At 66.4% G+C, this 24,527-nt stretch carries 22 protein-coding genes; 12 read left to right on the top strand and 10 right to left on the bottom strand.

The features are described from left to right. Nucleotides 1-12: 12 nt before the first annotated feature. The 3 genes from BXU08_RS13205 to BXU08_RS13195 all read left to right on the top strand — a co-directional run bounded on the left by BXU08_RS13205 (nucleotide 13) and on the right by BXU08_RS13195 (nucleotide 3,832). Nucleotides 13-1,014 carry a 4Fe-4S dicluster domain-containing protein gene (locus BXU08_RS13205; protein WP_077510480.1) on the top strand — a complete coding sequence of 334 codons (1,002 nt, stop codon included), beginning with the start codon at nucleotides 13-15 and terminating at the stop codon, nucleotides 1,012-1,014. Further along, nucleotides 1,011-2,237: an MFS transporter gene (locus BXU08_RS13200; protein ID WP_171982516.1), complete on the top strand. Its 1,227-nt coding sequence runs from the start codon at nucleotides 1,011-1,013 to the stop codon at nucleotides 2,235-2,237. The genes BXU08_RS13205 and BXU08_RS13200 overlap by 4 nt, the downstream gene beginning before the upstream one ends. Before the next feature lie 62 nt (nucleotides 2,238-2,299). After that, nucleotides 2,300-3,832, top strand: coding sequence for a tryptophan halogenase family protein (locus BXU08_RS13195; RefSeq protein ID WP_077510478.1), 1,533 nt, complete (start codon nucleotides 2,300-2,302; stop codon nucleotides 3,830-3,832). Between the two features lie 334 nt (nucleotides 3,833-4,166). On the opposite strand, the gene BXU08_RS13190 is transcribed toward BXU08_RS13195, so the two are convergent. Next, nucleotides 4,167-5,072, bottom strand: a complete 906-nt coding sequence (locus BXU08_RS13190; protein ID WP_077510477.1) for a LysR family transcriptional regulator — start codon at nucleotides 5,070-5,072, stop codon at nucleotides 4,167-4,169. A 120-nt stretch (nucleotides 5,073-5,192) separates the two neighbouring features. On the opposite strand from BXU08_RS13190, the gene BXU08_RS13185 reads away from it, so the two are divergent. Further along, entirely contained in the window at nucleotides 5,193-5,522 is a 330-nt protein-coding gene (locus BXU08_RS13185; RefSeq protein ID WP_077510476.1) for a nuclear transport factor 2 family protein, read from the top strand. 542 nt (nucleotides 5,523-6,064) lie between these two features. Here the strand turns inward: BXU08_RS13185 and BXU08_RS13180 are convergent. After that, nucleotides 6,065-6,667 carry a TetR/AcrR family transcriptional regulator gene (locus BXU08_RS13180; RefSeq protein WP_077510475.1) on the bottom strand — a complete coding sequence of 201 codons (603 nt, stop codon included), beginning with the start codon at nucleotides 6,665-6,667 and terminating at the stop codon, nucleotides 6,065-6,067. Nucleotides 6,668-6,768: 101 nt separating this feature from the next. Here BXU08_RS13180 and BXU08_RS13175 point away from each other — a divergent pair, with 101 nt between their 5' ends. Continuing rightward, on the top strand, nucleotides 6,769-9,735 hold the full coding sequence (locus BXU08_RS13175; RefSeq protein ID WP_253190597.1) for a DUF2339 domain-containing protein: 2,967 nt from the start codon (nucleotides 6,769-6,771) through the stop codon (nucleotides 9,733-9,735). A gap of 2 nt (nucleotides 9,736-9,737) precedes the next feature. After that, entirely contained in the window at nucleotides 9,738-13,175 is a 3,438-nt protein-coding gene (locus BXU08_RS13170; RefSeq protein WP_253190372.1) for an acyl-[ACP]--phospholipid O-acyltransferase, read from the top strand. A gap of 25 nt (nucleotides 13,176-13,200) precedes the next feature. On the opposite strand, the gene BXU08_RS13165 is transcribed toward BXU08_RS13170, so the two are convergent. Further along, a complete protein-coding gene (locus BXU08_RS13165) occupies nucleotides 13,201-13,758 on the bottom strand; it encodes a TlpA disulfide reductase family protein (RefSeq protein ID WP_366926559.1) in 558 nt (185 codons plus the stop codon). A gap of 16 nt (nucleotides 13,759-13,774) precedes the next feature. On the opposite strand from BXU08_RS13165, the gene argH reads away from it, so the two are divergent. The 5 genes from argH to BXU08_RS13140 are packed head-to-tail and all read left to right on the top strand — an operon-like array spanning nucleotide 13,775 to nucleotide 18,367. Further along, nucleotides 13,775-15,154, top strand: a complete 1,380-nt coding sequence (gene argH, locus BXU08_RS13160) for an argininosuccinate lyase (RefSeq protein ID WP_077510473.1) — start codon at nucleotides 13,775-13,777, stop codon at nucleotides 15,152-15,154. Next, nucleotides 15,151-15,393: a hypothetical protein gene (locus tag BXU08_RS13155; protein ID WP_366926558.1), complete on the top strand. Its 243-nt coding sequence runs from the start codon at nucleotides 15,151-15,153 to the stop codon at nucleotides 15,391-15,393. The genes argH and BXU08_RS13155 overlap by 4 nt, the downstream gene beginning before the upstream one ends. 9 nt (nucleotides 15,394-15,402) lie before the next feature. Beyond that, nucleotides 15,403-16,662, top strand: coding sequence for a diaminopimelate decarboxylase (gene lysA / locus BXU08_RS13150; protein ID WP_077510472.1), 1,260 nt, complete (start codon nucleotides 15,403-15,405; stop codon nucleotides 16,660-16,662). After that, complete coding sequence (locus tag BXU08_RS13145; protein ID WP_077510471.1) at nucleotides 16,659-17,417, top strand: bifunctional precorrin-2 dehydrogenase/sirohydrochlorin ferrochelatase; 759 nt, start codon at nucleotides 16,659-16,661, stop codon at nucleotides 17,415-17,417. The genes lysA and BXU08_RS13145 overlap by 4 nt, the downstream gene beginning before the upstream one ends. Beyond that, nucleotides 17,414-18,367, top strand: a complete 954-nt coding sequence (locus BXU08_RS13140) for a zinc transporter ZntB (RefSeq protein WP_077510470.1) — start codon at nucleotides 17,414-17,416, stop codon at nucleotides 18,365-18,367. Before BXU08_RS13145 ends, BXU08_RS13140 begins: the two co-directional genes overlap by 4 nt. Here the strand turns inward: BXU08_RS13140 and BXU08_RS13135 are convergent. Together BXU08_RS13135 and BXU08_RS13130 are read right to left on the bottom strand one after the other, a co-directional pair. Further along, nucleotides 18,364-18,948 carry a two-component system response regulator gene (locus BXU08_RS13135; RefSeq protein ID WP_077510469.1) on the bottom strand — a complete coding sequence of 195 codons (585 nt, stop codon included), beginning with the start codon at nucleotides 18,946-18,948 and terminating at the stop codon, nucleotides 18,364-18,366. The two genes, BXU08_RS13140 and BXU08_RS13135, sit on opposite strands and share 4 nt — an antisense overlap. Nucleotides 18,949-19,024: 76 nt before the next feature. After that, nucleotides 19,025-19,561, bottom strand: a complete 537-nt coding sequence (locus BXU08_RS13130; protein ID WP_077510468.1) for an NADPH-dependent FMN reductase — start codon at nucleotides 19,559-19,561, stop codon at nucleotides 19,025-19,027. A 96-nt stretch (nucleotides 19,562-19,657) separates the two neighbouring features. Between BXU08_RS13130 and BXU08_RS13125 the strand changes: the two genes are divergently transcribed. Continuing rightward, a complete protein-coding gene (locus tag BXU08_RS13125; protein WP_077510467.1) occupies nucleotides 19,658-20,275 on the top strand; it encodes a YbhB/YbcL family Raf kinase inhibitor-like protein in 618 nt (205 codons plus the stop codon). A 48-nt stretch (nucleotides 20,276-20,323) separates the two neighbouring features. Here BXU08_RS13125 and BXU08_RS13120 read toward each other — a convergent pair whose 3' ends face one another. The 5 genes from BXU08_RS13120 to BXU08_RS13105 form a co-directional block, all read right to left on the bottom strand. Then, on the bottom strand, nucleotides 20,324-21,181 hold the full coding sequence (locus tag BXU08_RS13120; RefSeq protein ID WP_077510466.1) for an SDR family oxidoreductase: 858 nt from the start codon (nucleotides 21,179-21,181) through the stop codon (nucleotides 20,324-20,326). 94 nt (nucleotides 21,182-21,275) lie between these two features. Next, a complete protein-coding gene (locus tag BXU08_RS20475) occupies nucleotides 21,276-21,401 on the bottom strand; it encodes a hypothetical protein (protein ID WP_290439627.1) in 126 nt (41 codons plus the stop codon). Nucleotides 21,402-21,690: 289 nt separating this feature from the next. Beyond that, nucleotides 21,691-22,752 (bottom strand): GGDEF domain-containing protein, encoded by a 1,062-nt coding sequence (locus BXU08_RS13115; RefSeq protein ID WP_077510465.1) that lies wholly within the window; start codon nucleotides 22,750-22,752, stop codon nucleotides 21,691-21,693. 132 nt (nucleotides 22,753-22,884) lie between these two features. Continuing rightward, complete coding sequence (locus tag BXU08_RS13110) at nucleotides 22,885-23,430, bottom strand: peroxiredoxin (protein ID WP_077510464.1); 546 nt, start codon at nucleotides 23,428-23,430, stop codon at nucleotides 22,885-22,887. A 28-nt stretch (nucleotides 23,431-23,458) separates the two neighbouring features. Then, nucleotides 23,459-24,517 carry a phospholipase A gene (locus BXU08_RS13105; protein ID WP_077510463.1) on the bottom strand — a complete coding sequence of 353 codons (1,059 nt, stop codon included), beginning with the start codon at nucleotides 24,515-24,517 and terminating at the stop codon, nucleotides 23,459-23,461. Nucleotides 24,518-24,527: the final 10 nt, after the last annotated feature.

The following is a 24,527-nucleotide window of genomic DNA, read 5'->3' as shown; positions in this document are numbered from 1 at the left end:
GGAGAGAGTGTGATGGCACGTCGCGAACCGCGTACCTACGTCCCGTCGCCCGCAGTGGCGGCCTCCTGGCCGGAGGGCATTTCGGGCAACACGATCAATGGTCTGGGCGAGCGCACGCCGCGGCGTGCCTCACCCTTCTTCTGGCATCCGGCGGACCAGCATCCGTTCGGTACCCTGCAGGGCCTGGCCAGCGCCGGTTGCCGGGTCAACCAGGCCGCGACCGATGCCTTTATGGCCGCCAACACCTATCCCGAGCTCGAGCCGGTCAACCCGGAGCGCGCCGATCGCACGCCCGAGGCCTGGACCACGCTGGCACGGGATTTCGCGCAGAACAACGAAGCAGACCTGTTCGGTGCAGCACCGATGCAGGACCATTATATCGTTCAAGGTTATTCGGTGGACGAGCCCAACGTCATCCTGCTCGGCATCGCGCATGATTACGAGGAACTGAAGCAGGTTACCGACAACCGGGAAAGCGGTCGCGGCATCACCGAGGTCGGCCGCCAATATGCGCGCGGCACCCGCACCAGCTATGCGCTCGCCAACTGGATCCGGCGCCAGGGCTATATGGCCAAGCCGTTTCCGGGTCCGCGCGCCTCGTCGCTGCTGCTCATCCCCCCAGCGATCGATGCAGGGCTGGGCGAGCTCGGCAAGCATGGCTCGCTGATCAACCGCACCTATGGTTCGAACCTGCGCCTCGCCGGCGTCACTACCGACATGCCGCTGTCGTTCGACCGGCCCGACGATTTTGGGTCGGACAGCTTCTGCACCAATTGCCGCGTCTGCATGGACGCGTGCCCGCCTCAGGCAATCTCGGAGCAGAAGCAATGGGTGCGCGGGGTCGAGCGCTGGTATGTCGATTTCGACAAGTGCATTCCCTTCTTCGCCGACAATGCCGGCTGCGCGATCTGCATCGCGGTCTGCCCCTGGGCGCGGCCCGGCGTGGCCGACAATCTGTTGCTCAAGATGGCCCGGCGCCGCGAAGCGCTGGCGTTGAGCGAGGCGGCGGAGTGAGTGCCCGGGTTCCGGCGGGCCGTGTGTTCGCGCTCTGCTTCGCCGCGGGACTGTGCGAAGGCTATGACATGCTGGTCGCGGGGGTCGCCGCACCGCGCTTTGCCCCGGTGCTCGGCCTTGGACCGCAACAGGTCGGCTGGATATTCGCCGCGGCCGGGATCGGCTTGCTCCTGGGCGCGCTGATCGGCGGGCGAATGGCCGATCTTGTCGGCCGTCGCCCGGTGCTCGTCGCGTCTCTGGTCGTGCTGGGAATCTTCAGTATCGCAAGCGCGCTGGTGCATGACCTGGCGGCGCTGCTCGCGATGCGCTTTCTCGCCGGGCTGGGCCTCGGCGGCGCGCTGCCCAATATCCTGGCAATGGTCAACGAGACCAGCCCCGCGGACAAGACCGCGACGCGCGTGACCATGCTCGGCTCGGCGATGCCGTTCGGCGGCGCGGTACTGGGGTTGCTCAGCGTGCTGTTTCCCGCACTGTCGTGGCAGGCGATGTTCTGGCTCGGCGGCGTGTCGCCGATCGTGGTGGCGATCGCCTGCCAGTTCCTGCTGCCCCGGTTCCCCGTCCAGACGCCTGCGATCTCGCGAGCCCCCTTGCGCTTTGCATTGACCGGCGAGGGACGTGGCTTCCCGACCTTGCTGCTCTGGATCACCACGCTGTGCATCGCAATCTCGGTTGCGATGATGGTCAACTGGCTGCCCTCGCTGATGATCGCGCGCGACTTCGACCGCGCCGCGACCGGGCGGATCGTGATGATGCTGACCTTGGGCGGGGCCGCGAGCGGCTTCGCATTCGGACTGCTCGCCCAGCGCCTGTCCGGACGCTTCGTCTACGGCCTGGCCTGGGCCGGCGGCATCGCCGGCGTGCTCCTGATGCTGGCGGGCGGGCGTTCCGAACTGGCGACGGCGGTCGCCGCCTTCGCGCTCGGCTTCTTCCTCAGCGGCGGACAGTTCCTGCTCTACGGGTTCGCGACTGACCTTTATCCGCATGCGGTGCGCGGCACCGGCACCGGCTTTGCAGTCGGGACAGGGCGACTTGGCGCAGTTCTCGGACCGATCCTCGCCGGCTTCCTGCTGGCGCGCACCGGCAACGCCAATCATGCGATCCTCGTGTTGCTGCCGCTCCTGCTCCTTTCCTTCGTGACCGTCCTCCGTCTGTCAGGGCCGCGCGCCCCGGCGTCACGCGACGGCGCCGGCGCCGGGCAGGCGGCTGCGAGCGCCGCGGGATGATACTCCTGCACCAGCCATCCAAGGCCGTTCCCCCTGCCGCGCCTCCGGGCTAGGAGTTGGCGATGGCGGAGAAGCGCAGAATCTTGATCGTAGGCGGCGGCACCGCGGGGTGGCTGACCGCGGCCTATCTGGCGCGCTTCCTCGATCTTCCGAACAAGGCGGAGATCGAGATCACCTTGCTGGAGTCGCGCGCGCTTGGGATCATTGGGGTGGGGGAAGGCGCGTTTCCGACCATTCGCTCGACCCTTGAGTTCATCGGCATCGACGAAGCCGACTTCATCCGCAGTACGTCGGCCACCTTCAAGCAAGGCATCCGCTTCGACGACTGGCTGTATGCGCCGACATCCGATGGCCGCCGCCATCGCTATCTGCATCCGTTCGAGGCGCCCTACTACACCGAGGGCACCAGCCTCATCCCCTATTGGCTGCTCCAGGACGAAGCTGCACGCCGGCCCTTTGCCGAGGCGGTAACGATCCAGGGCCGGGTGGCCGGGAACTGCCGCGGACCCAAGCGCCCCGGGGAAGGCAGCTTTTCGGGTCCGCTCAACTATGCCTATCATTTCGATGCCCACCGGCTCGCCGCGTTGCTTGGGAAGCGAGCTGGCGAATTGGGCGTGCGTGCGCTCGAAGGACTGCTGACAGGCGTCGAACTCGACGAACGCGGTCATATCTCTGGCATCGAAACGCGTGAGCATGGTCGGTTGAAGGCGGACCTCTATATCGACTGCTCGGGTTTTCGCGCGGAGCTGATCGGCAAAGCGTTGGGTGCGCCGTTCAAGTCGGTGAAGCACCTGTTGTTCGCCGACCGCGCCTTGGCCTGCAAGATTCCCTATGACCGGCCCGATGCGCCCATCGAGAGCGTCACTATCGCCGCCGCGCACGACGCGGGCTGGACCTGGGACATCGGGCTTGAGGGCGCCCGCGGCATCGGCTGCGTCTATGCGAGCAAGTACATGGATGAGGCGCAGGCTGCGAAGATCCTGCGCGCCTATATCGGCCATGACGACTTCTCGGCGCGGCAACTCGAATTCGAGCCGGGCTACCGGGAGACTCAGTGGATCGGCAATTGCGTGGCGGTCGGCCTGTCCGGGGGCTTTGTGGAACCCCTGGAATCGACGGGCGTAGTACTGATCGAAGCGGCGGTGGGCATGCTCGCCCAGCTCTTCCCGCATGCCGGTCCGATCGACGCGCCGGCACGCCAGTTTAATGCGCTGATGACGGCCCGCTTCGACAACATCATCAACTTCCTGAAACTCCATTATTGCCTGAGCCGGCGCGAGGAGCCGTTCTGGCGGGACAATGCGGACCCCGGTTCGATTCCGGAGGCCTTGCAGGAGCTGCTGCAACGATGGCGCCATCGCCCGCCCAATCGGTTCGATTTCCTGCTCGACCTCGAGAGCTTCGCGTTCTTCAACTACCAATACATCCTCTACGGGATGGAGTATCCGACGGATCTCTCCGGAGGTCGTGGAGACTTCCCCAATGTCGAAGCAGCCGAGAAGCTATTCGATCGCATCCGTGGATTCAGCGAACGCGCTACCGCGGATCTGCCGGAACATCGCAGTCTGATCGCGCATATCAATGAACCGACATAGGATCGCCTGGGGCAATTGGCGCATCCTCTTTTTGCTGGATAGGATGACGAAGCGGTCGGGCTGCAAGCAGCCCCACGCGGGAGCTGGGGCGAACGCAACGCGGTGCCTGGAGGCGCTAGTTTGACCCCGATGAACGAGGGGGCAGCGTACCGCCCGATCTCGCCTGAAAGCCGCTGGTCTGCTTTCGGCCCACGAGCGGCAGGACCGCTTTTAGCGCGAGTTGCCAGGCTGCTTCGCGCCCAATCTTGATCATTCAGATCGCTAGCGCGCGTACCTGAAAGCCGCCGTCCGCCGCCGCCCATGCGTTAGCGGTCGTCGCTAAGGCGCGCTGAGCTTACACCGTTGCTATGGCTTTGAATTCACGTGCCAATTCAATGAAAGCGCGAAACGCAGCCGAAGGGTTTTTGCGGCCAGGATAATAAAGGCATAGGGGCGCCAATGGCGGCGTCCAGTCTTCCAGGACCTGAACCAACCTGCCAGCCTCGACATCATCACGGATGTCGGACTCCATGAAGAATCCTATGCCCGTCGCCTTCAGGACAGCGATGCGGGAAAGGCTGGCCTCGTCAAGTGTGACAGGGCCTTTGACGTCGATTTGAACCGCCTGTCCATTCTTCTCAAAGTGCCATGGATACAGCCGGCCGTCGGGCAACCTGATGCGCAGACAGGCGTGATCGAGCAGGTCTGGCGGGACGACCGGCTTTTCGGCATGCTCGAAATACGCTGGCGACGCGACCACGGCGAACCGCCGTGGCCTGCCAAGTTTCACCGCGATCATATCGCTTGGAACAAGGTCGGCGCTGCGCACGCCTATGTCGAACCCGTCAGCGACGATATCGACCAGCCGGCCTTCCGTGACGAGATCGACATGGACCTTCGGATAACGCCGCACGAATTCGAGGATGAGCGGCGACAGTATCTCACGCGCTGCCGTAGCGAACGCGTTGATCCGAAGCACGCCGGACGGCGTGTCCTGCTGTGACCGCACGCCTTCCATTGCCTCATGGATGCCTTTGAGTGCAGGCGCGACCTGTTCGACGAAATTCCGCCCGGCGTCTGTCAGTGAGACGCTGCGCGTCGTCCGATTAAACAGGCGTACGCCGAGAAGCCGCTCGGTCTTGCCGATGGTGTTGCTGAGCGCAGTCGTCGACATGCCGAGTTCGAGCGCCGCCTGGCGGAATGAAGTCTTCCGCGCGACCGCGATCACCGCGTCGAGTTCGACGAGACTATGACGTGCCATTATCCACCTTATCGCATCACTACATCCCACATCATCCCGATTATCGCCGGCATGGTCTATCCCTAAGTTGGCCTCACAGCTTTCGGCCCGACTGGCCCAGCTATGCAGAGGAGATCACCGATGACCCCAGAGCTACCCAAGCCGATCGCCGAATTCGTTGCGGCCAACGCACATCTTAATGTCGACGCCATGCTGAAGCCGTTCGCGGCGGATGCCGTCGCCCACGATATGGGCAAGAGCCATCGGGGCCATGCCGAACTGCGAACCTGGTTCGAAGAGGAGGTGATCGCGGTCAAGGCGATCTTCACGCCGGATACCGCCCGCGAAGAGGATGGTCGGGTCGTGGTGGAAGGTCCCGCCCATGGCGATTTCAAGGGCAGTCCGATCCGCTTCACCTATCGCTTCGCCCTCGAAGGTGATGCGATCAAGTCGATGGAGATCACGGCATGAGCATCAAGGCTGATCCCACCGAGTCCAAATATTCCGTAAGCCACCCTCCGTATGCGACGTCTGCTTTTGCATTTTTCGAGCATGACAGCGGACCGACCGCTAACGGCACAACGTCGGCCATTCGCTGGCGCCACGTCTGGACGGCCTGAAGTGGGGCGCTTGCAGACTGTCGGCTCGACGTGATCTGAAGAGCGCAGTAGCCATTCGGTTGGCAACCCACAAAGCGGCTGAGGTTCATTAACGCGTTCTCGGACCTATCAACACAGTATGCTCCCGCCGGCCAGAGCTGGTCGGTCACTCGCGTAACCTACTTGCCCTCGCCAACGAAACCAGCGCCCAAGCCGCCGTCGGCGAATAGATTGCCCTCAGTCAGCTACATGAAAGCGATCGTATCCGCAGCGATGCAACGCCGGTGGCGAGTAGGCCGGAATTGCAGCTGCCCGCGACGTGGATCATCACGGGGCATCCAGGTTTCCAAAAATTGAGCGGCCCGGCCGATCGCAGCGCGGTCGGGGGACTCCAGGCGGCGCGGCGCTGCCCGCTCAGTCGCGGGATGCCTGTGCTGCTGCCAGCGCCTCGCGCACGCGGACCAGCGCGGCTTCGCGCGGGTGTTTCTCCTCGAGCAGCGCGAACGTGCCGTTGAGCGCGAAGACGCAATGGCCGTGCACCGTTGCAAGCAGCGAGCGGGCGAGCGGCGCGGCGCGGTCCGCGCGATCCGGTGGCAGCACGCGCGCAATCTCTTCTTCGACGATAACGGTCAGCGTGCGCCGGCGTTGCGCGTAGCGGTCGGGGAATAGGGCGCCCTCGGGCAGGCGATGATCATAGATCGCCATCCACAGATTGCGGTTAACCGTGGCGAAATCGAAATAGCTGTCGACCAGCACCGCGATTCGATCCTTGCCGGCGGCTTCCAGTCGCTGCGCGATCGACGCCGCCCATTCGACGAAGGTGCGCGTGTTGATCGCCAGCACCAGATCGTCGAGCGAGTCGAAGACGTTGTACAGCGTGCCCACCGAATAGCCGATCCGCTTGGCCACTTCGCGCGCGGAGAAGCCGGCATAGCCGGTCTCGGCCATCAGTGCGTGGCCCGCGGACAGGATGAGCGCCTCCAGCTCGGCCCGCGTATGATCCGATCGCCGTCCCATCTACGCGCCGTACCAGCTAAATTGAACGCTGTGTAATTTTTAATTGAACAGTGATCATTTTAGCCGTATCTGCGATTCGATATTTGCGAGGGATCGTGACGATGATGGTGGTGGCGCTCGTCCTTATCGGCCTGGTCGTCGTGTGCGCGAAGCTGTGGCATCGCGCGGAGGAACTGGAGGCCCGCCTCAGCGCGCTGGAATTCGGTGCCGCCGGATTTCCGCCCGCCCATCCCGAGCCGGAAAGACGGTCCGTCGCCCGCACTCTCCATCGGCCCGAAGCGCCCGAGCCCGTGTGGGAGCCGGACCCCGTCGCCGATCGCCAGCCGGATCCGGTAGAGCCGCTGCAGTCGGCAATGGCCGAGACCTTTGCGGGTCATGAGCACTATGAGGAAGTCTCGGGCTCGGACTTCGAAGCGGAGGCGGCCGAATCGCTTCCGTTCGAGCCGCAACAGTCGGAGCCGCGCACGCGCAGCTTCACCTTCGAAGACGTTTTCGGCCGCTATTTGCCGATCTGGGCGGGTGGCGTCACGCTGGCGGTCGCCGGCTTCCTGATCGTCAAATATTCGATCGACGCCGGGCTGTTGTCGCCGCTGGTGCGCGTGATCTGCGGGCTGTTGTTCGGCGCGGGGCTCATTGCCGGCGCCGAAGTGGCGCTGCGCAACGGCCGAATCGTCCGTGACGCGCGAATCCGGCAGGCGCTGTCGGGCGCGGGACTGGCGACGCTCTACGCGGCGATCCTGGTCGCGGCCAATCTCTACCATCTCGTCGGGCCGATGACCGCATTCGCGGGGCTTGCCGCGGTGACGGCGCTGGCGGCGATTCTGTCGCTCCGCTTCGGCGCGCCGAGTGCGGTGCTGGGCTTGGTCGGCGGTCTCGCTGCGCCGGCGCTGATCGGCTCGGGATCGCCGAACATGCCGCTGCTGGCGACCTATCTGGCGCTGACCGTGGGCGGATTATGCGTGCTCGGCCGGTCGCAGCGCTGGTGGTGGCTTGGTGCGCTCGCGGTCACCGGCGGTCTCGGCTGGGGACTGCTGCTCATCGCCGGCGGCCTGCACGATGTCGCAACGACGCTTTCGGTGGGCGCGTTGACGCTGGTCGTCGCGATCGCCTTCCCGTTGCTGCTCACGGGCGTCCAGGCGCGGGCATTCCAGCTGATCAGCGCGCTGGCAGGCTGCGCCCAGATTGCCGCGGTCGTCGCGACCGGCGGGTTTGCCGGGCTCGACTGGGGACTGTTTGCGCTGATTTCGATTGCGATCGTCTGGCTGTCGCGCCGCGAAGCGCTGTTTGCCGACCTGCCGGTCGCCGGGCTCGCCACCGCCATGCTGCTGGCCGTCGCCTGGCCGGATCCGGCCGGGATGTCGCTGGCATTCGTCCTTGGCGGCGGCGCTGCGATCTATGGCGTGCCCGCACTCTGGCGCCTGTGGCGGCGCGAGGGGCGGCTGGGTGACGCCGTCCAGCTCGCCGTAATCGCGCTCGGTGCCGCCCTCGCGCCGATCACCCACTATTGGGCGCTGGCCGGGCGGATGAGCTTCGTGCCGCTTGCGCTGCTCGGCGCGGCGATTGCAGGCAGTGCCGCCGCGGCTGGCTGGCGCAATGCGGGCCGCAGCGCCGATGCACGGTTCGCCACGGTCGCGCTTCCCGCGATCGTGCTCGGCCTGCTCGCCGCAGCGCTCGCGCTGCCGGTCTGGGCGCTGGCGCCTGCAACGGCCGTCGCCGGGCTCGCCACATTGCTGCTCGCCCGCGCCTCGGCCGACGATCGTATCGAATATGGCAGCTATGCCTTCGGGTTCGCGGCGCTCTCGTTCCTGCTCGGTGGCGAAGGTGCGAACGAAGTGCTGCGCGCGATCGGCCCGACGGATATTGCCGGAACCGCGTCCAGCTGCGTCCGCTGGCTGGTGCCCGCGCTCGCGGCGATCGGCTTCGCGCTCTGGGCGGGACGAAACAGCATCCGCCAATTGGGGCAGGGGGCTGCGGTCCTGCTCGGCTATGTCGCTATGGCACAGCTGGTGCCGCATCTGTGGCAGGCGTTGATCCCGGCAGTCATGCTCGCTGCGCTGGCGCTGGCTGGAATGCGCGCGTCGTTGGCCGCGCTGGGCACCGCGGCGCTGCTCTCCGCCTGCTGGGCGCTGCAACCGCTCGCGCTCTGGCTGACCGCAGCCTGCGGCGCGCTGGTCGGCGAGCCCTTCACCGTCACGCTGCTCCCGGCGGCGAGCGATGTGGCGCTCCGTATCGTCGCGCCGCTACCTGGCCTGATCCTGCTACTGGTGCGCGGCGAGCTGCGCGCCCGGGAGCGCGAGATCGGCACGGTCGCCGCGGTGTTGCTCGGCGCGGTCGCGCTGCATGTCCCGTGGAAGTATGTGTTCGCGATCGACGGCGAGGCGATGTTCGTCGCATTCGGCATGGCCGAGCGCACCTTGTGGGAAATGCTGATCGTCGCCGCCGGCATGCTCGCGTGGCGCGCCGGGGCGCAGCGTATCGCTGCCGCGCTTGGGTTTGCCGCGCTGCTTCATTTCGGCTGGTTCACGATGCTGCTCCACAATCCGCTCTGGTCGCTCCAGGACGCGGGGCCATGGCTCGTCCCGGCCTATGCGATGGCGTTCTTCGCGATCTGGTGGTCGGCGCGCGTCGTCGATGGCGCGGCGGCGGAGCGTGTGCGCGGCTGGGCCTTCATGGCGCTGATCCTGCTGCTGGCGGCCTCGCAGCTGCGCCAGGCGTTTCACGGCACGTTGCTCGTCGCCGGGCCGACGATCCAGAGCGAGGACATCTGCCGCTCGCTGCTTGCCATCCTGCTCGCCATCGGCTTCCTGCAATGGGGCATCCGCCTTGGGCTGCGCGACTGGCGGATCGCCTCGCTGCTGTTGATGCTCGGCGCGGTGGGCAAGGTCTTCCTGTTCGACGCGGCGGGGCTCGACGGATTGCTGCGTATCGCATCGTTCGCGGCGCTGGGCTTCAGCCTGATTGGAATGGGGTGGCTCTACAGCCGCTATCTGCCCGACGCGCCCGACGAAGCGCCGTTGACCGATGAGTCACACTCGATCGATACCGTCTTAGCCGACATTCGGGGGTAATCATGTCCGCGCCAGACTTTTCGCTGCTTGCCAAGCGCCGCTTCGGTCCGCTGTTCGTCGTCCAGTTTCTGGGCGCGTTCAACGACAACGCGCTCAAATACGCGATGCTGTTCCTCGTCAACTTCACGCTCTACGCCGCCGATCCCGGCCATTCGGCGATGCTCGCGGCGATTGCGACGGGGGTGTTCTTCGTCCCTTATTTCCTGTTCTCCGCGCTGGCCGGGCAGATTGCCGATGCGTGGGACAAGGCGAAGCTGGTCCGCGCGGTCAAGGCGGCCGAAGTGGTGTTCATGGCCGTGGGGCTTGTCGGACTGTGGCTGCAATCGGTGCCGCTGCTGCTGCTCGCCTTGTTCTTCATGGGCTGCCATTCGACGATCTTCGGACCCGTCAAATATTCGATCCTGCCCCAGCATCTTGCCCCGGGCGAGATCATGGGCGGCACCGGCATGATCGAGGCGGGGACCTTCCTCGCGATCCTCGGCGGCCAGCTGCTCCCCAACTTCGTGCCGCCCTGGGAAGCGGGGCTGATCGCGACGGTGCTGGCACTGGCCGGGCTGGTCGCGAGTTTCTTCATCCCCGACGCGCCCCCCGCCAGTCCTGGCCTGCGCGTCGATCCCAATCCGCTGCGCTCGACCTGGCAGGTGCTCCGCACCGCGCATGACGGCCGCGACATCTGGCTGTGCATCCTCGGGATCAGCTGGTTTTTCGCAGTCGGCGCGGTGCTGCTCAACGATTTCGCGCCCCTGGTGTCGAACACGCTCGGCGCGGGCAAGCCAGTAGTCACCTTGTTCCTGCTGGTCTTCTCGCTCTCGATCGCCTTGGGCTCGCTGGCGGTCAACCGGCTGCTCAAGGGCCGGGTGTCGGCGCGCTACGTCCCGGTTTCGGCGTTGCTGATGGCAGCGAGCATGATCGATCTGTGGTTGTCGACACGCAGTTTCGTGATCACTGCGCCGGGCGCGAATATCGCCGCCTTCGTCCAGGCGCCAGGCAGCTGGCGCGTGCTGATCGACCTTGCCGTGATGGCGTTTTCGGGCGGCATGTTCATCGTGCCGCTCTACGCGCTGCTCCAGACCAACAGCCCGGTCGCCGAGCGCTCGCGGATCATCGCGGCCAACAACATCGTCAATGCGATCGTTGCGGTGCTGGTGATGGTGGTCGTCGCCGGGATGGCGGCGAGCGGCGTGTCGATCCCCGCGGTGATTGCGATCATGGGCTTCGCGACGCTGATCGTCGCGCTGATCTCGTGCTGGTTGCTGCCCGAAACGGTGATCAAGCGGCTAATCCGCGCGACGCTGCAGTTCCTCTATCGTGTCGAGGTCCATGGCGCGGAGAACATGCCCAGGTCCGGCGACCGCGCGGTCGTGGTGGTCAATCATGTCTCGTGGCTCGACGGGCTGCTGCTCGCGGTGTTCCTGCCCGGCAAGCCGGTGTTCGCGGTCCACACCGCGGTCGCCGCGAGCTGGTGGATCAAGCCTGCGCTCAAGCTGTTCCGCGCCTTCCCCGTCGATCCGACCAACCCGATGTCGACCAAGGCGATGGTCAAGGCAGTCAAGGCCGGCAACACGCTGGTGATCTTCCCCGAAGGCCGCATCACCGTCACCGGCGCGCTGATGAAGGTATTCGACGGCCCCGGCATGGTCGCCGACAAGGCCGATGCGCCGATCGTCCCGGTGCGCATCGACGGCGCGCAATATTCCTCCTTCTCGAAGCTGCGCGGCAAGGTGCGGCTGCGCATGTTCCCCAGGATCACGCTGACCGTGCTGCCGCCGCGCCATGTCGAGATCGAAGGCACGATGACTGCGCGTCAGCGCCGCGCGATCGCCGGACGCCGCTTGTACGACGAGATGAGCGCGATGATCTTCGCCACCTCGGATACCGATCGCACGCTGTTCCAGGCGCTGCTGGATGCCAAGGACATCAATGGCGGCGGCGCCAAAATCGTCGAGGACATCAAGCGCGAGCCGATGAGCTACAAGAAGCTGATCGTCGGCAGCATGGCGCTGGGACGCGCGTTCGACTCGCTGGCCCGCCAGGGCGAGGCGGTCGGCGTGCTGCTTCCCAATGTGTCGAGCGTCGTCGCCACCTTCTTCGCACTCCAGCGGATCGGCCGCGTGCCGGCGATGCTCAACTACACCGCCGGCCTCGCCAATCTGAAGGCGGCGTGCGGCGCGGCCGAGGTCGCCACGATCGTCACCGCGCGTGCGTTCATCACTCAGGGCAAGCTCGAGCCGATCGTCGAAGGGCTCGAGGCCGAGGGCCGCCGGATCGTCTATCTCGAAGATATCGCCGCGGGCATCGGCACGCTCGCCAAGCTGCGTGCGCTGTTCGCCGCGCGTTGGGCCGGGCGGCTGCACCGTCGCCGCAACGTCGCGCCCGACAGTCCGGCGGTGATCCTGTTCACCAGCGGCAGCGAGGGCCTGCCCAAGGGCGTGGTGCTCACCCATCGCAATCTGCTCGCCAATTGCCAGCAGCTTTCGGCGCGGATCGACTTCAATTCGTCGGATCTGGTGCTCAATGCCTTGCCGGTGTTCCATAGCTTCGGGCTGACCGGCGGGACATTGCTGCCGATCCTCAGCGGCATCCGCACGTTGCTCTATCCCAATCCGCTCCACTACCGGATCGTGCCCGCGCTGGCCTATGACGCCAATGCGACGATCCTGTTCGGCACCGATACCTTCCTCGCCGGCTATGCGCGGATGGGGCACAGCTACGACTTCTATTCGGTCCGCTACATCTTCGCGGGTGCCGAGCGGGTTCGTGACGAGACGCGCAAGATCTGGTCCGAGAAGTTCGGCGTGCGCATCTTCGAAGGCTATGGCGCGACCGAGGCTGCGCCGGTGATCGCGGTCAACACGCCGATGCACTTCAAGGCCGGCAGCGTCGGCCGATTGCTGCCGAATATCGAAGCGAAGGTCGAGCCTGTCCCGGGCATCGCCGAGGGCGGCAAGCTCTCGATCCGCGGGCCCAACATCATGGCAGGCTATATGAAGGCCGACGCACCCGGGGTGCTGCAACCGCCCGAAGGTGGCTGGCACGACACCGGCGACATCGTGTCGATCGACGACAATGGCTTTGTGACGATTCGCGGCCGCGCCAAGCGCTTTGCCAAGATCGGCGGCGAAATGGTCTCACTTCCCGCAGTCGAAGGCTACGCCGCCAGCCTCTGGCCGGACTCAGACCACGCCGCCGTCACCCGCGCCGATCCGCGAAAGGGCGAGCAACTGGTGCTGTTCACGACGCGCAAGGATGCGAAGGCGAGCGAGCTTCAGGCGTGGGGCAAGGCGAATGGTATCGCCGAACTCGCCATCCCTCGCGATATCCGGCAAGTGGCGGAGCTGCCCGTGCTGGGCACCGGCAAGCTCGATTATGTTGCGATGACTGCGCTCGCCGGCGAAACACCGGCTGCCGCCAAGCCGGTGCCGCAACCGAATTTGCTCTGAACCGCAGGCGGGGCAGGCGCCGGAGTCAGCGCGCCTCGGCGAGAAGCTTGGCGGCAGCGTCGCCGGCCCAGTCGGTGTCGCCCAGCGCCCGCCAGACTTCGCGACCTGCCGAATCGTAGAGGATGGTGGTGGGCAGGTTGACACCCATCTGCGTGCTGAACGCGACTTCGCTGTCGATGTACGGCTGGAGCTTCTTGAACTTCGCCGCCGCGAAGAACGGCGGCACCTTCTCTGGCGCGAAATCCTGACTGATCGTCACCACCTGGAGCTTGTCGCCCTCGCGCACCGCCAGCGCGTCGAGCGTCGGCATTTCCTTGACGCACGGCGCGCACCATGTCGCCCACAGGTTGAGCAGTACCGGCTTGCCGCGGAAGTCGGCGAGCGTGACTTTCTTGCCCTTGGGATCGACGAACGGGATCGTCGGCGCGGCCTCGCCCTTGTGGCTGCGGTCCAGCTTGTCGGCTGCGCTCGGCGCAGGCGTGGCTGCATTCGCGCCCTCGGCTTGCTGCTTAGGCGCGGATTGCCTATCGCAGCCGCCGGTCAGGCTCGCTGCCAGAAGGAGAAGCGTAATCGCTGGGCGCAAGGATAGCTCCAATGCCATGTGGGGTGGGCGCTTCGCTGAAGGCCCCTCTGCAGTCATGCGTGAGATAAACGCCTCGATTCCCTTCGACAAGCGGATGTGGCGCCAGGATCTGCGCGGATCCAAGGCGCATGTCGAAATGCTGGGCAAGCAGGGCATCGTCTCGCAGGAGGATGCCGCGCGGATCGGCGAGGGGCTCGATCAGGTCGCCGCCGAGTTCGAGGAACACGGCGTCCCCGATGACCTGGCGCTCGAGGACATCCACATGCTCTCCGAAGCGCGGCTGGCCGATCGGATCGGGCCCTCGGCGGGCCGCCTTCACACCGCGCGCTCGCGCAACGATCAGGTCGCGACAGATTTCCGCCTGTGGGTGCGCGACGCGATCGATCAGGCCGAGGCGGCGCTCGCCGGGCTTCAGGACGCGCTGCTCGACCGCGCCGAGGAACATGCCGATAGCGTGATGCCCGGCTTCACCCATCTCCAGAGCGCCCAGCCGGTAACGCTCGGCCACCATCTGATGGCCTATTTCGAGATGGTCGATCGCGACCGTTCGCGCTTCCGCGATGCGCGCGCGCGGATGAATCTCTGCCCCCTCGGCGCCGCCGCGCTCGCCGGCACCGGCTTCCCGCTCGACCGCGACGCCACCGCCGCGGCGCTCGGCTTCGACGGCCCGACGCGCAATTCGCTCGATTCGGTTTCCGACCGCGACTTCGCGATCGAATATCTCACTGCCGCGGCGCAGTGCAGCCTGCATCTGAGCCGCCTCGCCGAGGAATTCGTGATCTGGGCGAGTCAGCCCTTCGGCTTCGTCAGCCTGTCGGACCAATGGTCGACCGGCAGCTCGATCATGCCGCAGAAGCGCAACCCCGACGCCGCCGAGCTGGTGCGCGGTCATTCGGGACGGATCACCGGCGCACTGGTCTCGCTGATGATCACCATGAAAGGCCTGCCCCTCGCCTATTCGAAGGACATGCAGGACGATAAGCCGCCGGTGTTCGAGGCGCACGACCTGCTGGGTTTGTGCATCGCGGCGATGACCGGGATGGTCGAAAGCGCGACCTTCCGCACCGATCGCATGCGCGGACTCGCCGAATCCGGGTTCGCCACCGCTACCGATCTTGCCGACTGGCTGGTCCGTGAAGCCGGCGTGCCGTTCCGAGAGGCGCACCACATCACCGGGCGCGCCGTCGCGGCGGCGGAAGCGCAGGGCATAAGGCTCGATCAGTTATCGATCGATGCCTTGAAGGAAATCGACGCGCGCATCGACGATGGCGTATATGGCGTGCTCAGCGTCGAAGCGTCGGTGAACAGCCGCACGAGCTTCGGCGGCACTGCGCCGGCGCGGGTTCGCGCGGCGATCGCTGTGGCCCGTCAGGGTCGCGAGGAGGAAGGACGATGATGCGCGAGCTGTTGCTGCTCACCGCGATGCTGGCGCAGGCCGGCTGCGGCGCGCGCGAAGGTCTCAAACCGGCGGAAGGCGCGTCGCTGCCTCCCGCGCCCTATGGCGAGACAGCGACCCCCACGCCCGAGGATCTGCTCAAGCCGCCGGTGGCCACGCGCCCCGCGCGCAGCGACGACCTCATCGAGAGCACGGATAAGAGGCGGACCGACAAGTTCGATCTGCCGCCTCCAAACTGACGGAATATCATGGACCATTTCAATCTGATCGACGGCGAGCTGCACGTCGAGAACGTCCCGCTCGCGCGGATCGCCGAGGCAGTCGGCACCCCCGTCTACGTCTATTCGGCCGCGACCTTCCAGCGCCACGCCCGCGCCTTCCGCGACGGCCTCGCCGCGATCCCGCGCAAGCACCTCGCCTTCGCGGTCAAGGCCAATCCCAATCTCGCGGTGCTCCGCCTGCTCGCCAATGAAGGCTTCGGTGCCGACGTCGTTTCGGGCGGCGAGCTGGCGCGTGCGCTGGCGGCGGGCATGGCAGCGAAGGACGTCGTCTTCTCGGGCGTCGGCAAGACCCGCGCCGAGCTCGATCAGGCGCTCAGCGTCGGTATCGGCCAGTTCAACCTCGAGCTCGAGGAAGAGGGCGTTGTCCTCTCGCAGCTCGCCGCCGCACGCGGCCTCCGCGCCCCTGCGACGCTGCGGGTGAATCCCGATGTCGACGCCGGCACGCACGAGAAGATCTCGACCGGCCGCGCCGAGAACAAGTTCGGCCTGCCGATCGACGAGGCCCCGGCGATCTTTGATCGGCTGGCGCCGCTGCCCGGGCTCAACCTGCGCGGCGTCGCTGTCCATATCGGCAGCCAGCTTCAGAGCCTCGCGCCGCTGGAGCGCGCGTTCGAGCGCGTCGGCAAGCTCGTCGCGGAGCTGCGCGCCGCGGGGCACACCATCACCCATGTCGATCTCGGCGGCGGTCTCGGCGTGCGCTATCGCGAAGGCGACACGCCGCCGACTCCGGCCGAATTCGGCGAGATGGTCGCACGCGTCACCCAGGGCTGGGACGTCGAACTGATGTTCGAACCCGGTCGGGTGATCTCGGCCAATGCCGGCGTGCTGCTGACCGAAGTGCTGTGGGTCAAGCCCGGTCCGGTGAACCCCTGGGTCATCGTCGATTCGGCGATGAATGACCTTGCGCGCGTTGCGCTGTACGATGCCTATCACGATTTCGAATCGGTGCGCCCGAGCGGCGAAAAGTTTGTCGCCAATGTCGCCGGCCCGGTCTGCGAGAGCAGCGATGTCTTCGCCAAGGGGCGCGAGATCGATGTGGTGCAGTCGGGCGACCTCGCGATCCTGCGCAGCGCCGGGGCCTATGGCGCGACGATGGCAAGCACCTACAACAGCCGCCCGCTGGTCCCCGAAGTGCTCGTCTCTGGCGACAGGTTCGAAGTGGTCGCCGGTCGCATCTCGGCCGAAGCGATCATGGCCGAGGAACATGTCCCGGACTGGCTGAAATGAGCCTCGCCGCCCTGCCGATCTTCGTGAAGCTGGCGGGGCGGCCGGTCATCCTGATTGGTGAGGGCGAGGCGGCGGAAGCCAAGCGCCGCCTGCTCGAGCGCGCCGGCGCCGACGTGGTGGACGAAGCGGCCAATGCCAGTCTCGCCATTGTTGCGATCGACGACCCCGAGCCGATCGTCGTGCGACTTCGCGGGCGCGGCATTCTCGTTAACACGGTCGACCGCGTCGATCTTTGCGACTTCACTTTGCCCGCGATCGTCGATCGCGATCCCGTGCTGGTCGCGATCGGCACCGGCGGCGTCTCCGCCGGGCTCGCGGCGGCGCTCCGCCAGCGGCTGGAGGCGGTATTGCCGGCGTCGCTCGGCGGACTGGCGCGTGCGCTGGAAGCTGCGAAACCAGGAATACGAGGCCGCTGGCCCGGTCTTGCCGAGCGCCGCCGCGCGCTGGGTGCCGGGCTCGCCGGACCACTCGACCCGTTGACGGACCATCCGGGCGACGCAGTGGAGCAATGGCTGACCGACGCCACGGCGGCGACATCGTCGCTGCTCAGCTTCTATTTGCCTTCATATGATCCCGACGACCTCACGCTGCGCCAGGCGCGCGCGCTTGCGCAGGCCGATCGCGTCTTTCATCGTGGCGACGTGCCCGAAGCCATACTCGATCGTGCCCGCGCCGATGCCATCCGCATCGCCTGTGGAGGCATGCCGCTCGATCCGGGTGCCGGTCTGTCGGTCTATCTGGCAATGGGCGAATGAGCGGCTTTGCGTATGTCGTGCGGGGCGGCGCGGTCGAGTCGCCGCCGCTCAAGCAGGCGCTGGGCGTGCGCGCCGATCTCGTCTGGATCCATCTCACCACCAATGACGAGCGCGCCAAGGCGTGGCTCGGCGGCGAAGCGGGCCTTTCGCCCTATGTCATCGAGGCGCTTACCGCAGCCGAGACGCGTCCGCGCTGCGATTCGGTGGGCGAAGGCGCCGTGATCAACTTGCGGGGCCTTTCCTCTGAGGAGCTCGCCACCTCCGATCTGCTCGCCTCGATTCGCATCTATGCGCTCGGCGGCTGCGTCTTCTCGGTGACCCGCAAGACCTTGAGCGCGCTCCATCCGGTCCGCGAGCTGGTCAGCGCGGGCAAGGTGCTCGATCCCGGCGACCTGATCGCCGCGCTGGCGCAGGAGATCACCGAGGAGCTCGACCCGATGGTCGCCGATCTCGGCGACTCGCTCGACGATTGCGAGGAGCAGATCGCTGTCGGCCATGCCTTCGAGCTACGCCGGCTGGTCAATGGCACGCGCAGCCAGGCGATCGGCTATCGCCGCTTCCTCAATCCGCAGCGCGCCGCGCTGGAGAAGCTGGCGGCGATCCCGGGCGACTGGCTGGGTGACGACGACCGCCTGCATCTGTCCGCCGCCGCCGATCGCGCCGCGCGCATGGCCGAAGAGCTGGAGAGCATCCGCGAGCGATCGGCGCTCATCCATGAGACGCTCACCGATCTGCGCGCCGAACAACTCGACCAGCGCTCGCTGATCATCGCCATCGTCGCGATGGTGTTCCTGCCGCTGACCTTCATCACCGGCCTGCTCGGCATGAACGTGGCCGGCATCCCGTTCGCGCACGAGACTTGGGCGTTCTGGGGGGTGTTCTGGTTCTGCGTAGTGATCGCGGTGGTGATCAGCGCCTATTTCATCCGCCGACACTGGTTTGTGCGCTAGGCGGCGCTTCGCCGGGCGGCGACCTCGTCCTGCAGCTGGCGGATCGATCCGAGCAGCCGGGTGCGGTCGACACGCGCGGCGGCAAGCTCGGCTTGCGTCTCGCCAAGCTCGATCGCCCGCGCGGCGATCCGGGCATCGAGCGCGAGGTTCGAGCGCTTGAGTTCCTCGATCCGGCCCGCACGCGCCAGGATGCGCTCCACGCGCGCAGCGAGGACATCGAACGGCGTGGGCTTGGCGATCCAGTCGTCGGCGCCCGCCGCGAATGCCGCAACGGCGCCTTCCTGTTCGCTCAGGACGATCACCGGCAAATCCGCGGTCTCGCGCGATCCGCGGATCTCGGCCAGCATGTGCATCGCGCCGGTCTCAGGCATCAGCGTATCGATCAGCACCAGGTCGAACCCGCGAGCGGAAACGAGTTCGAGTGCCTGGCACGCCGAATCGCTGAGCACGACGAGGTAGCCGAGATTGCCCAGCCGCTGGGCGATCTCGTTCAGGCTGGCGCGGCAGCTGCCCGCCGCAAGGACGGTGCGTACCGCCTTGCGTCGTGCGCCGACTACCGCATGGCCCGAAGCATGTATCATTTCGCGTTCAAAACCCCCCCGGTTTCAAGCGCCGGTGCTAGCGCACAAGCCCTCACGAAAGGGTTAAATAGGAAGATCAGCGTCCCAGGAAATCGAAGATCTGGCCGACCATGACGTCCATCTGCGGCCGGCATTTGTCGACTGCGTCGCCGGGTTCGACGGTGTTGATCGCCAGCCCCATCGGCGTGGGCCAGCCGCGCAGCGAATGGGTGATCGTGCGCAGCGCCTGCAGCGTCGATACCGCCGCCTGCCAGCCCGCCGCCGTCGCGATCAGCCCAACCGGCAATCCATCGAGATAGACGCGCTCGTCGCCGCGGAGCTGCTCGACATAATCGAGCGCGGTCTTGACCAGTCCCGACAGCGTCCCGTGATAACCGGGCGACCCGACGATCACCGCGTCGGCGGTGCGCAGCGCCTCGAGATAGCGTCCGATCGCCGGGTTGCCCTCGGCATTGCCGGGCTCGTAATGCGGGAAAGCGATGTCGTCGCCGGTCAGCAAGGTGGTGCGTGCGCCGCGCGCTTCGGCGATCTCCAGCGCCCGGGCCAGGAGCCTGCCGGTCGCCGATTCCGATCTCAGGGTGCCGCCCAGGGCGACGATATGGGGTGCGCTCATGGCGCTGCGCTAGCCGAAAGCATGCAGCGGCGCCAGCATCGGCGGATAGGTCCGGCGGGTTGAAACGTTGATGCGCGCAACCAAGCGGAGAGGGTGATGCTCGAACATGTTCCCCATTGGCTCGGCAGCGCGCTCAAGGGCGCGCGTGCGGGCGCGGATAAACTGGCGATCGCGCAGCCCGGGCTCGGGAGCTTCGCGGCGCTTCATCTCGCCAGCCCGGCCTTCGCCAATGGCGCGCGGCTGCCCGAGCGCTTCACTGCCGATGGCGCAGGCGCGTCGCCGCCCTTGTTCTGGACCGGCGTACCCGAAGGCACCGAGCGGCTGGCGCTGATCGTCGAGGACCCCGACGCGCCGACGCCGCAGCCTCTGGTCCACGCCCTGGTCTGGGATCTGCCGCCGCACGATGGCGAGCTCAAGGAAGGCGCGATCCGCGCCGACGGGCCCGGCGCAGCCGATGGCAGCGATGTCGGCCGCAACAGCTTCTTAAACGAAGGCTGGCTGCCGCCCGATCCGCCCACCGGCCACGGCCCGCACCATTATGCCTTTCAGCTCTTCGCACTCGGCCCCGGCCCGGACGTCGGCGACACGCCCGGCCGCGGCGCCATCCTCAAGGCAATGAACGGACGCGTGCTCGCTGCCGGCCTGCTCACCGGCATCTATTCGCGCGGCGAGGAGGCGCCGGTCGGGCCGATCGGCAGCGTGGCGCCGGCCTAGCGTCCGGGCCCCGGCGTAGGCCGGGGAACAACAGGCATCGCGACTGGCTCAGCCGTTGACGATCGTCCCGCCATTCGGGTGCAGCACCTGCCCCGACATGTAGCTTGCGTCCTCGCAGGCGAGGAACAGGAAGCTGGGCGCTACTTCATTGGGCTGGCCGGGCCGGCCCATCGGGGTATTTTCGCCGAAGGTCTCCAGCTTTTCGGGGCTGGCACCGCCCATCGGATTGAGCGGCGTCCAGATCGGCCCGGGGGCGACGGCATTCACGCGGATGCCCTTCTCGATCAGATTTTCGGAAAGGCTCCGGGTGAATGCCGTGATTGCGCCCTTGGTGCTCGAATAGTCGAGCAGCTCCTTCGAGCCCTGGTACATGGTGACCGAGGTGCAGTTCACGATCGCAGCACCTTGTTCAAGATGCGGAACCGCTGCCTGCACCAGGAAGAACATCCCGAAGATGTTGGTCTGGAAGGTGCGCTTGAGCTGCTGCTCGGTGATGTCGGTGATATCCTTGTCGGGATGCTGTTCGCCGGCATTGTTGACGAGGATGTCGATGCGGCCGAACTTTTCGATCACCTGCGCGATCGCGCTGTCGCAAAAGGCCTTGTCGCCCACGTCGCCGGCGATGGTCAGCGCCTCGCGGCCCTCCTGGCGGACGATGTCCGCGGTCATCGCGGCATCATCATGCTCGCAAAGGTACAGGATCGCGACATCGGCGCCTTCGCGGGCATAAAGTGCGGCGACGGCGCGGCCGATGCCGCTGTCGGCGCCGGTGATCACCGCGACCTTGTCCTTCAATCGGCCTGAGCCGGGATAGCGCGGTTCCCAATCGGGCTTGGGTTCGAGTGCGCTTTCGTGTCCGGGCAGCGCATCCTCGTGGATCATGTCGATCGTATCGGTATCACTCATCGGCGGGGCTCCATGGGGAGGGTCTTGCCGAGAGAACCGGTGCGGAACGCCGGAAGTTCCGCGGGTTAGCCGCCCTGGGGCGGCGGGTCAGGGTTCAGCCGAAGAGAGCCGAACCCTGCGCCGTGGTGGCGACGATCATCGTCGCGGTGAGGCCGAACGATGCGAGGCCGAGCAGTGCGCTGCGAACCATGGTGATCTTCTCCTTCGCGAGCCGGGTCATGCGACGATCGGCAGGATCGGCGTCGAATAGACGACGAAGGCGGCGGTGAAGAGCACGGCGCCGAAAGCGGCAACGACGTGGTGAAGCGAGGAAAGACGAGCGGTCATTGAAGTAACTCCCTGGTAGGTTCGGTTGCCGGACCCTCCGGCTGCCGATGCCAACCAATATAGCAGGGAGCGTGCCAACTCGGCTAAGTTGCTGAAAAGGCTTATAGCGGCCTAGTTGGTTGAGGAAGAGTTGGGAAATTCCACACTATCGATTGGCGTAAAATGCCAATCGAAAGCGCACATCATATGTCCGTTTCCGGGCACTCGACATGCAGCCGGTTCCGGCCCGCGGTCTTCGCCGAATAGAGCAGGCGGTCCGAACGGTGGAACACCGTCGACAGGCCATCGCCGGGCAGTGCCGCAGCCAGGCCGGCAGAGAAGGTGATCTCGCCGAGCGGCGCGTCGCTTTCGCGAAGCCGATAGCGCTTGGTCGCCACCGTCGCCCGGGCGGCATCGAGCGTGGCGCGAGCGGTCTCGATATCGACGCCGGTGAACAATACGGCGAATTCCTCGCCGCCATAGCGCGCGACGAGATGGCCGGCGCAGGTCTGGCTCAGCGTCTCGGCAATCGCCTTGAGCACGCGGTCGCCCACGGCATGGCCGAAGCGGTCGTTGACCGACTTGAAGTGATCGACGTCGCACACCGCCAGGCAGATATGCGTGCCCGCGGTTGCCTGGGCCGCATAGGCTTCCTCGATCGCGCGGCGATTGGGCAGATCGGTGAGCGGGTCGCGGCGGGCATTGTCGCGGGCTTCCTCGAGCTCGCGGCGAAGGTCGCTTGCCTCGCGAGTCGCCGATTCGAGCCGCGCCTCGGCGCTGCGGACGCGATCGAGCATCGCAGTGGTAAGGCGAGTCACTTCGTCGATCGCCGGCACCCCGGCCGCCTCGGTCGAGCGCGAGATCGCCTCGGCGCTGGCGGCAAGGTCGCGGCCGAAGCCTTCGGTCTCGGCGCGCATCGCAGTGACCATGTCCTGAAAGCCTTCGACCTGCATCTGCGTGCGGGCGACGAGGCCGTTGGCCTTTTCGGTCTTTTCCTTGGCGACCTTGCCGTCGTCGGCGCTCGGCTGGACTTCGCAGCCCAGCGTCTCGATGTCGCGCTTGGTCAGGCGCACGCCGCCGTCGGTCAGCGCATAGACGGCGCGGGCCAGCGGCCCGTCCGGATTGGCGAGCAGATGATAAGCAAAGGCGTAGTTGCCGGGATCAGCCTCGAGGCGCTGATCGACCAGGAACTCGCCGATTCGGTCGTATAGGCGGCGCGACGAATCGCTTGTCTCTGCCGCCCGGACGGCCCTTGCGCCGGCCATAGCTCTACCCCTGCATCAAGTTGCGGACGATCTTGCGGTGCCGCCCGCATATCTATTGATCGAGGGGTCTAGCGACGAACTGCTAAAATAGGGTGAGCGAAAACTTTCCCAAGAATGAAGCCCGAGATCCGGTCAGCCCCGCTTCGCCTTGAGCTTGCGGACGGCGTCCAGCGTCATGCGGACATGGTCGTTGGGGTTCATATCATTGTGCGCGAAGACGATCTTGCCGCTCGGCGCGATGACATAGCTGGTGCGGCTGGTGACCGTCGTCGGCGTGCCGTCGGGCTTCTTGAGCAGGACGTCATAGCCCTTGATCACCACCGGGCTGGCCGCCGCGACCGCGAACTTGCCCGCGCAATGCTCGCTCGAGAAGCGCGCGAGCTGATCGACATTGCCCGCGGTCATGCCGATCACCGTCGCACCGGCCTTGGTGAAGTCGGGCAGTGCGGCTGCGAAGGCCGCCGCCTCGGCGTTGCAGCCGCCGGTGAACGCAGCGGGGAAGAAATAGAGGACGACCGGGCCCTTCCTGAGCGCCGCCTTCAGGCTGACGCTATAGGGCTTGCCCGCCATCGCGCCGGCCGCCGAGAAGTCGGGCGCGACGGCACCGGGCGCGAGCGCGGCCTCTACCGGCAGCGACAGCGGCAGGAGCAGGGCAGCGAGGAAAAGCTTGGTCCGCATGGCATCACTCCTGGAGTCGTTGGCCGGTCTATCGCGTCAGCGCGATGCCGATTCGGGCATGGGTATCGTTGCGTCGATAATCGTCTAGCGCCTCGCCATAGCCGGAAAAGGCCTGGCCGAAGAGATAGAATCCGATGCCGCCGCCGATCCGTGCCAGCGGATAGGAAGCGAACAGCTCGGCACCGCCCTTGCCCGTCTCGAAATTGCCGCGGCCGCTGAGCGACAGCTTGAGCCCGTCCTTCTGCTGGATCGCCGCGGTAAGCGCGGTGTACCCCAGATAGTCCTTCACGTCGGGCGCGGTTCCGAACTTGCCGACATAGAACCAGGCCTGCGGCGCGACATCGAGCCGCCAGTCGCCACCCAAGTCGAAGCTTTTCTCGACGCGGCCGAAGATGCGGTTGACGTCGATCGAGTCGACCATGCCGCGACCGTTCGAATCGTGGCGCCAGCCGAACGCCACCTTGGTCGTCTCGTCGAACGGGATGTCGGCATAGACTTCGGGGCTGTAATTGGTCGAGCGGAACGGGCCGGAGGGCTCTCGCAGCGCCCAGAACATCGTCTGGGTATATGCGAAGCGCAGATTGCCGAGCTTGAGCGGCGCATCTTCGGCAAAGGGGCGGAAGGCGAAGCTCATCTGGAGCTTCCCGCCGGCATCGCCGGTGCCGAACACGCCGTAGATCGGCTCGTGCGGTTCGAAGCGATCGACGAACGCAGAGGAGGAGCCGGTCGAGCTCTGGACCACAGTCTCCTCGGCGGGAATCACTGCGGGCGGATGGCGTTCGGACGGCGGCACTGCGGCCTGGGCGACGCTTACCGGCACGTAGCGCGCCTTGGCGAAGCCGCCCGGGGCAATCGTCGGCGTCGGGCCGGGGACGCGTTCGAGGACGAGGCGGGTGCCGTCGACGGCGGTGACTTCGATCTGGCGCGGTCCGGCATCGGCGAGCGGCGTCGCGGTTTCGTTGACCAGGAATACTTCGACGCCGCGCAACGCCTCGACTTCCGAAGCGGGCTGGGCCGGCACGGCGCGCAACTGCGCAGCGGCGGGCGCGGCGATCGAAAAGCCCAGGAGACACAGGAGGAGGCGCATGGGCGAAACG

It is taken from the genome of Sphingomonas sp. LM7, assembly GCF_002002925.1.
In the GTDB taxonomy this organism is placed as follows: Bacteria; Pseudomonadota; Alphaproteobacteria; order Sphingomonadales; family Sphingomonadaceae; genus Sphingomonas.
The sequence above is the reverse complement of the archived record's forward strand: the minus strand, read 5'-3'. Positions and strand labels throughout refer to the sequence as shown.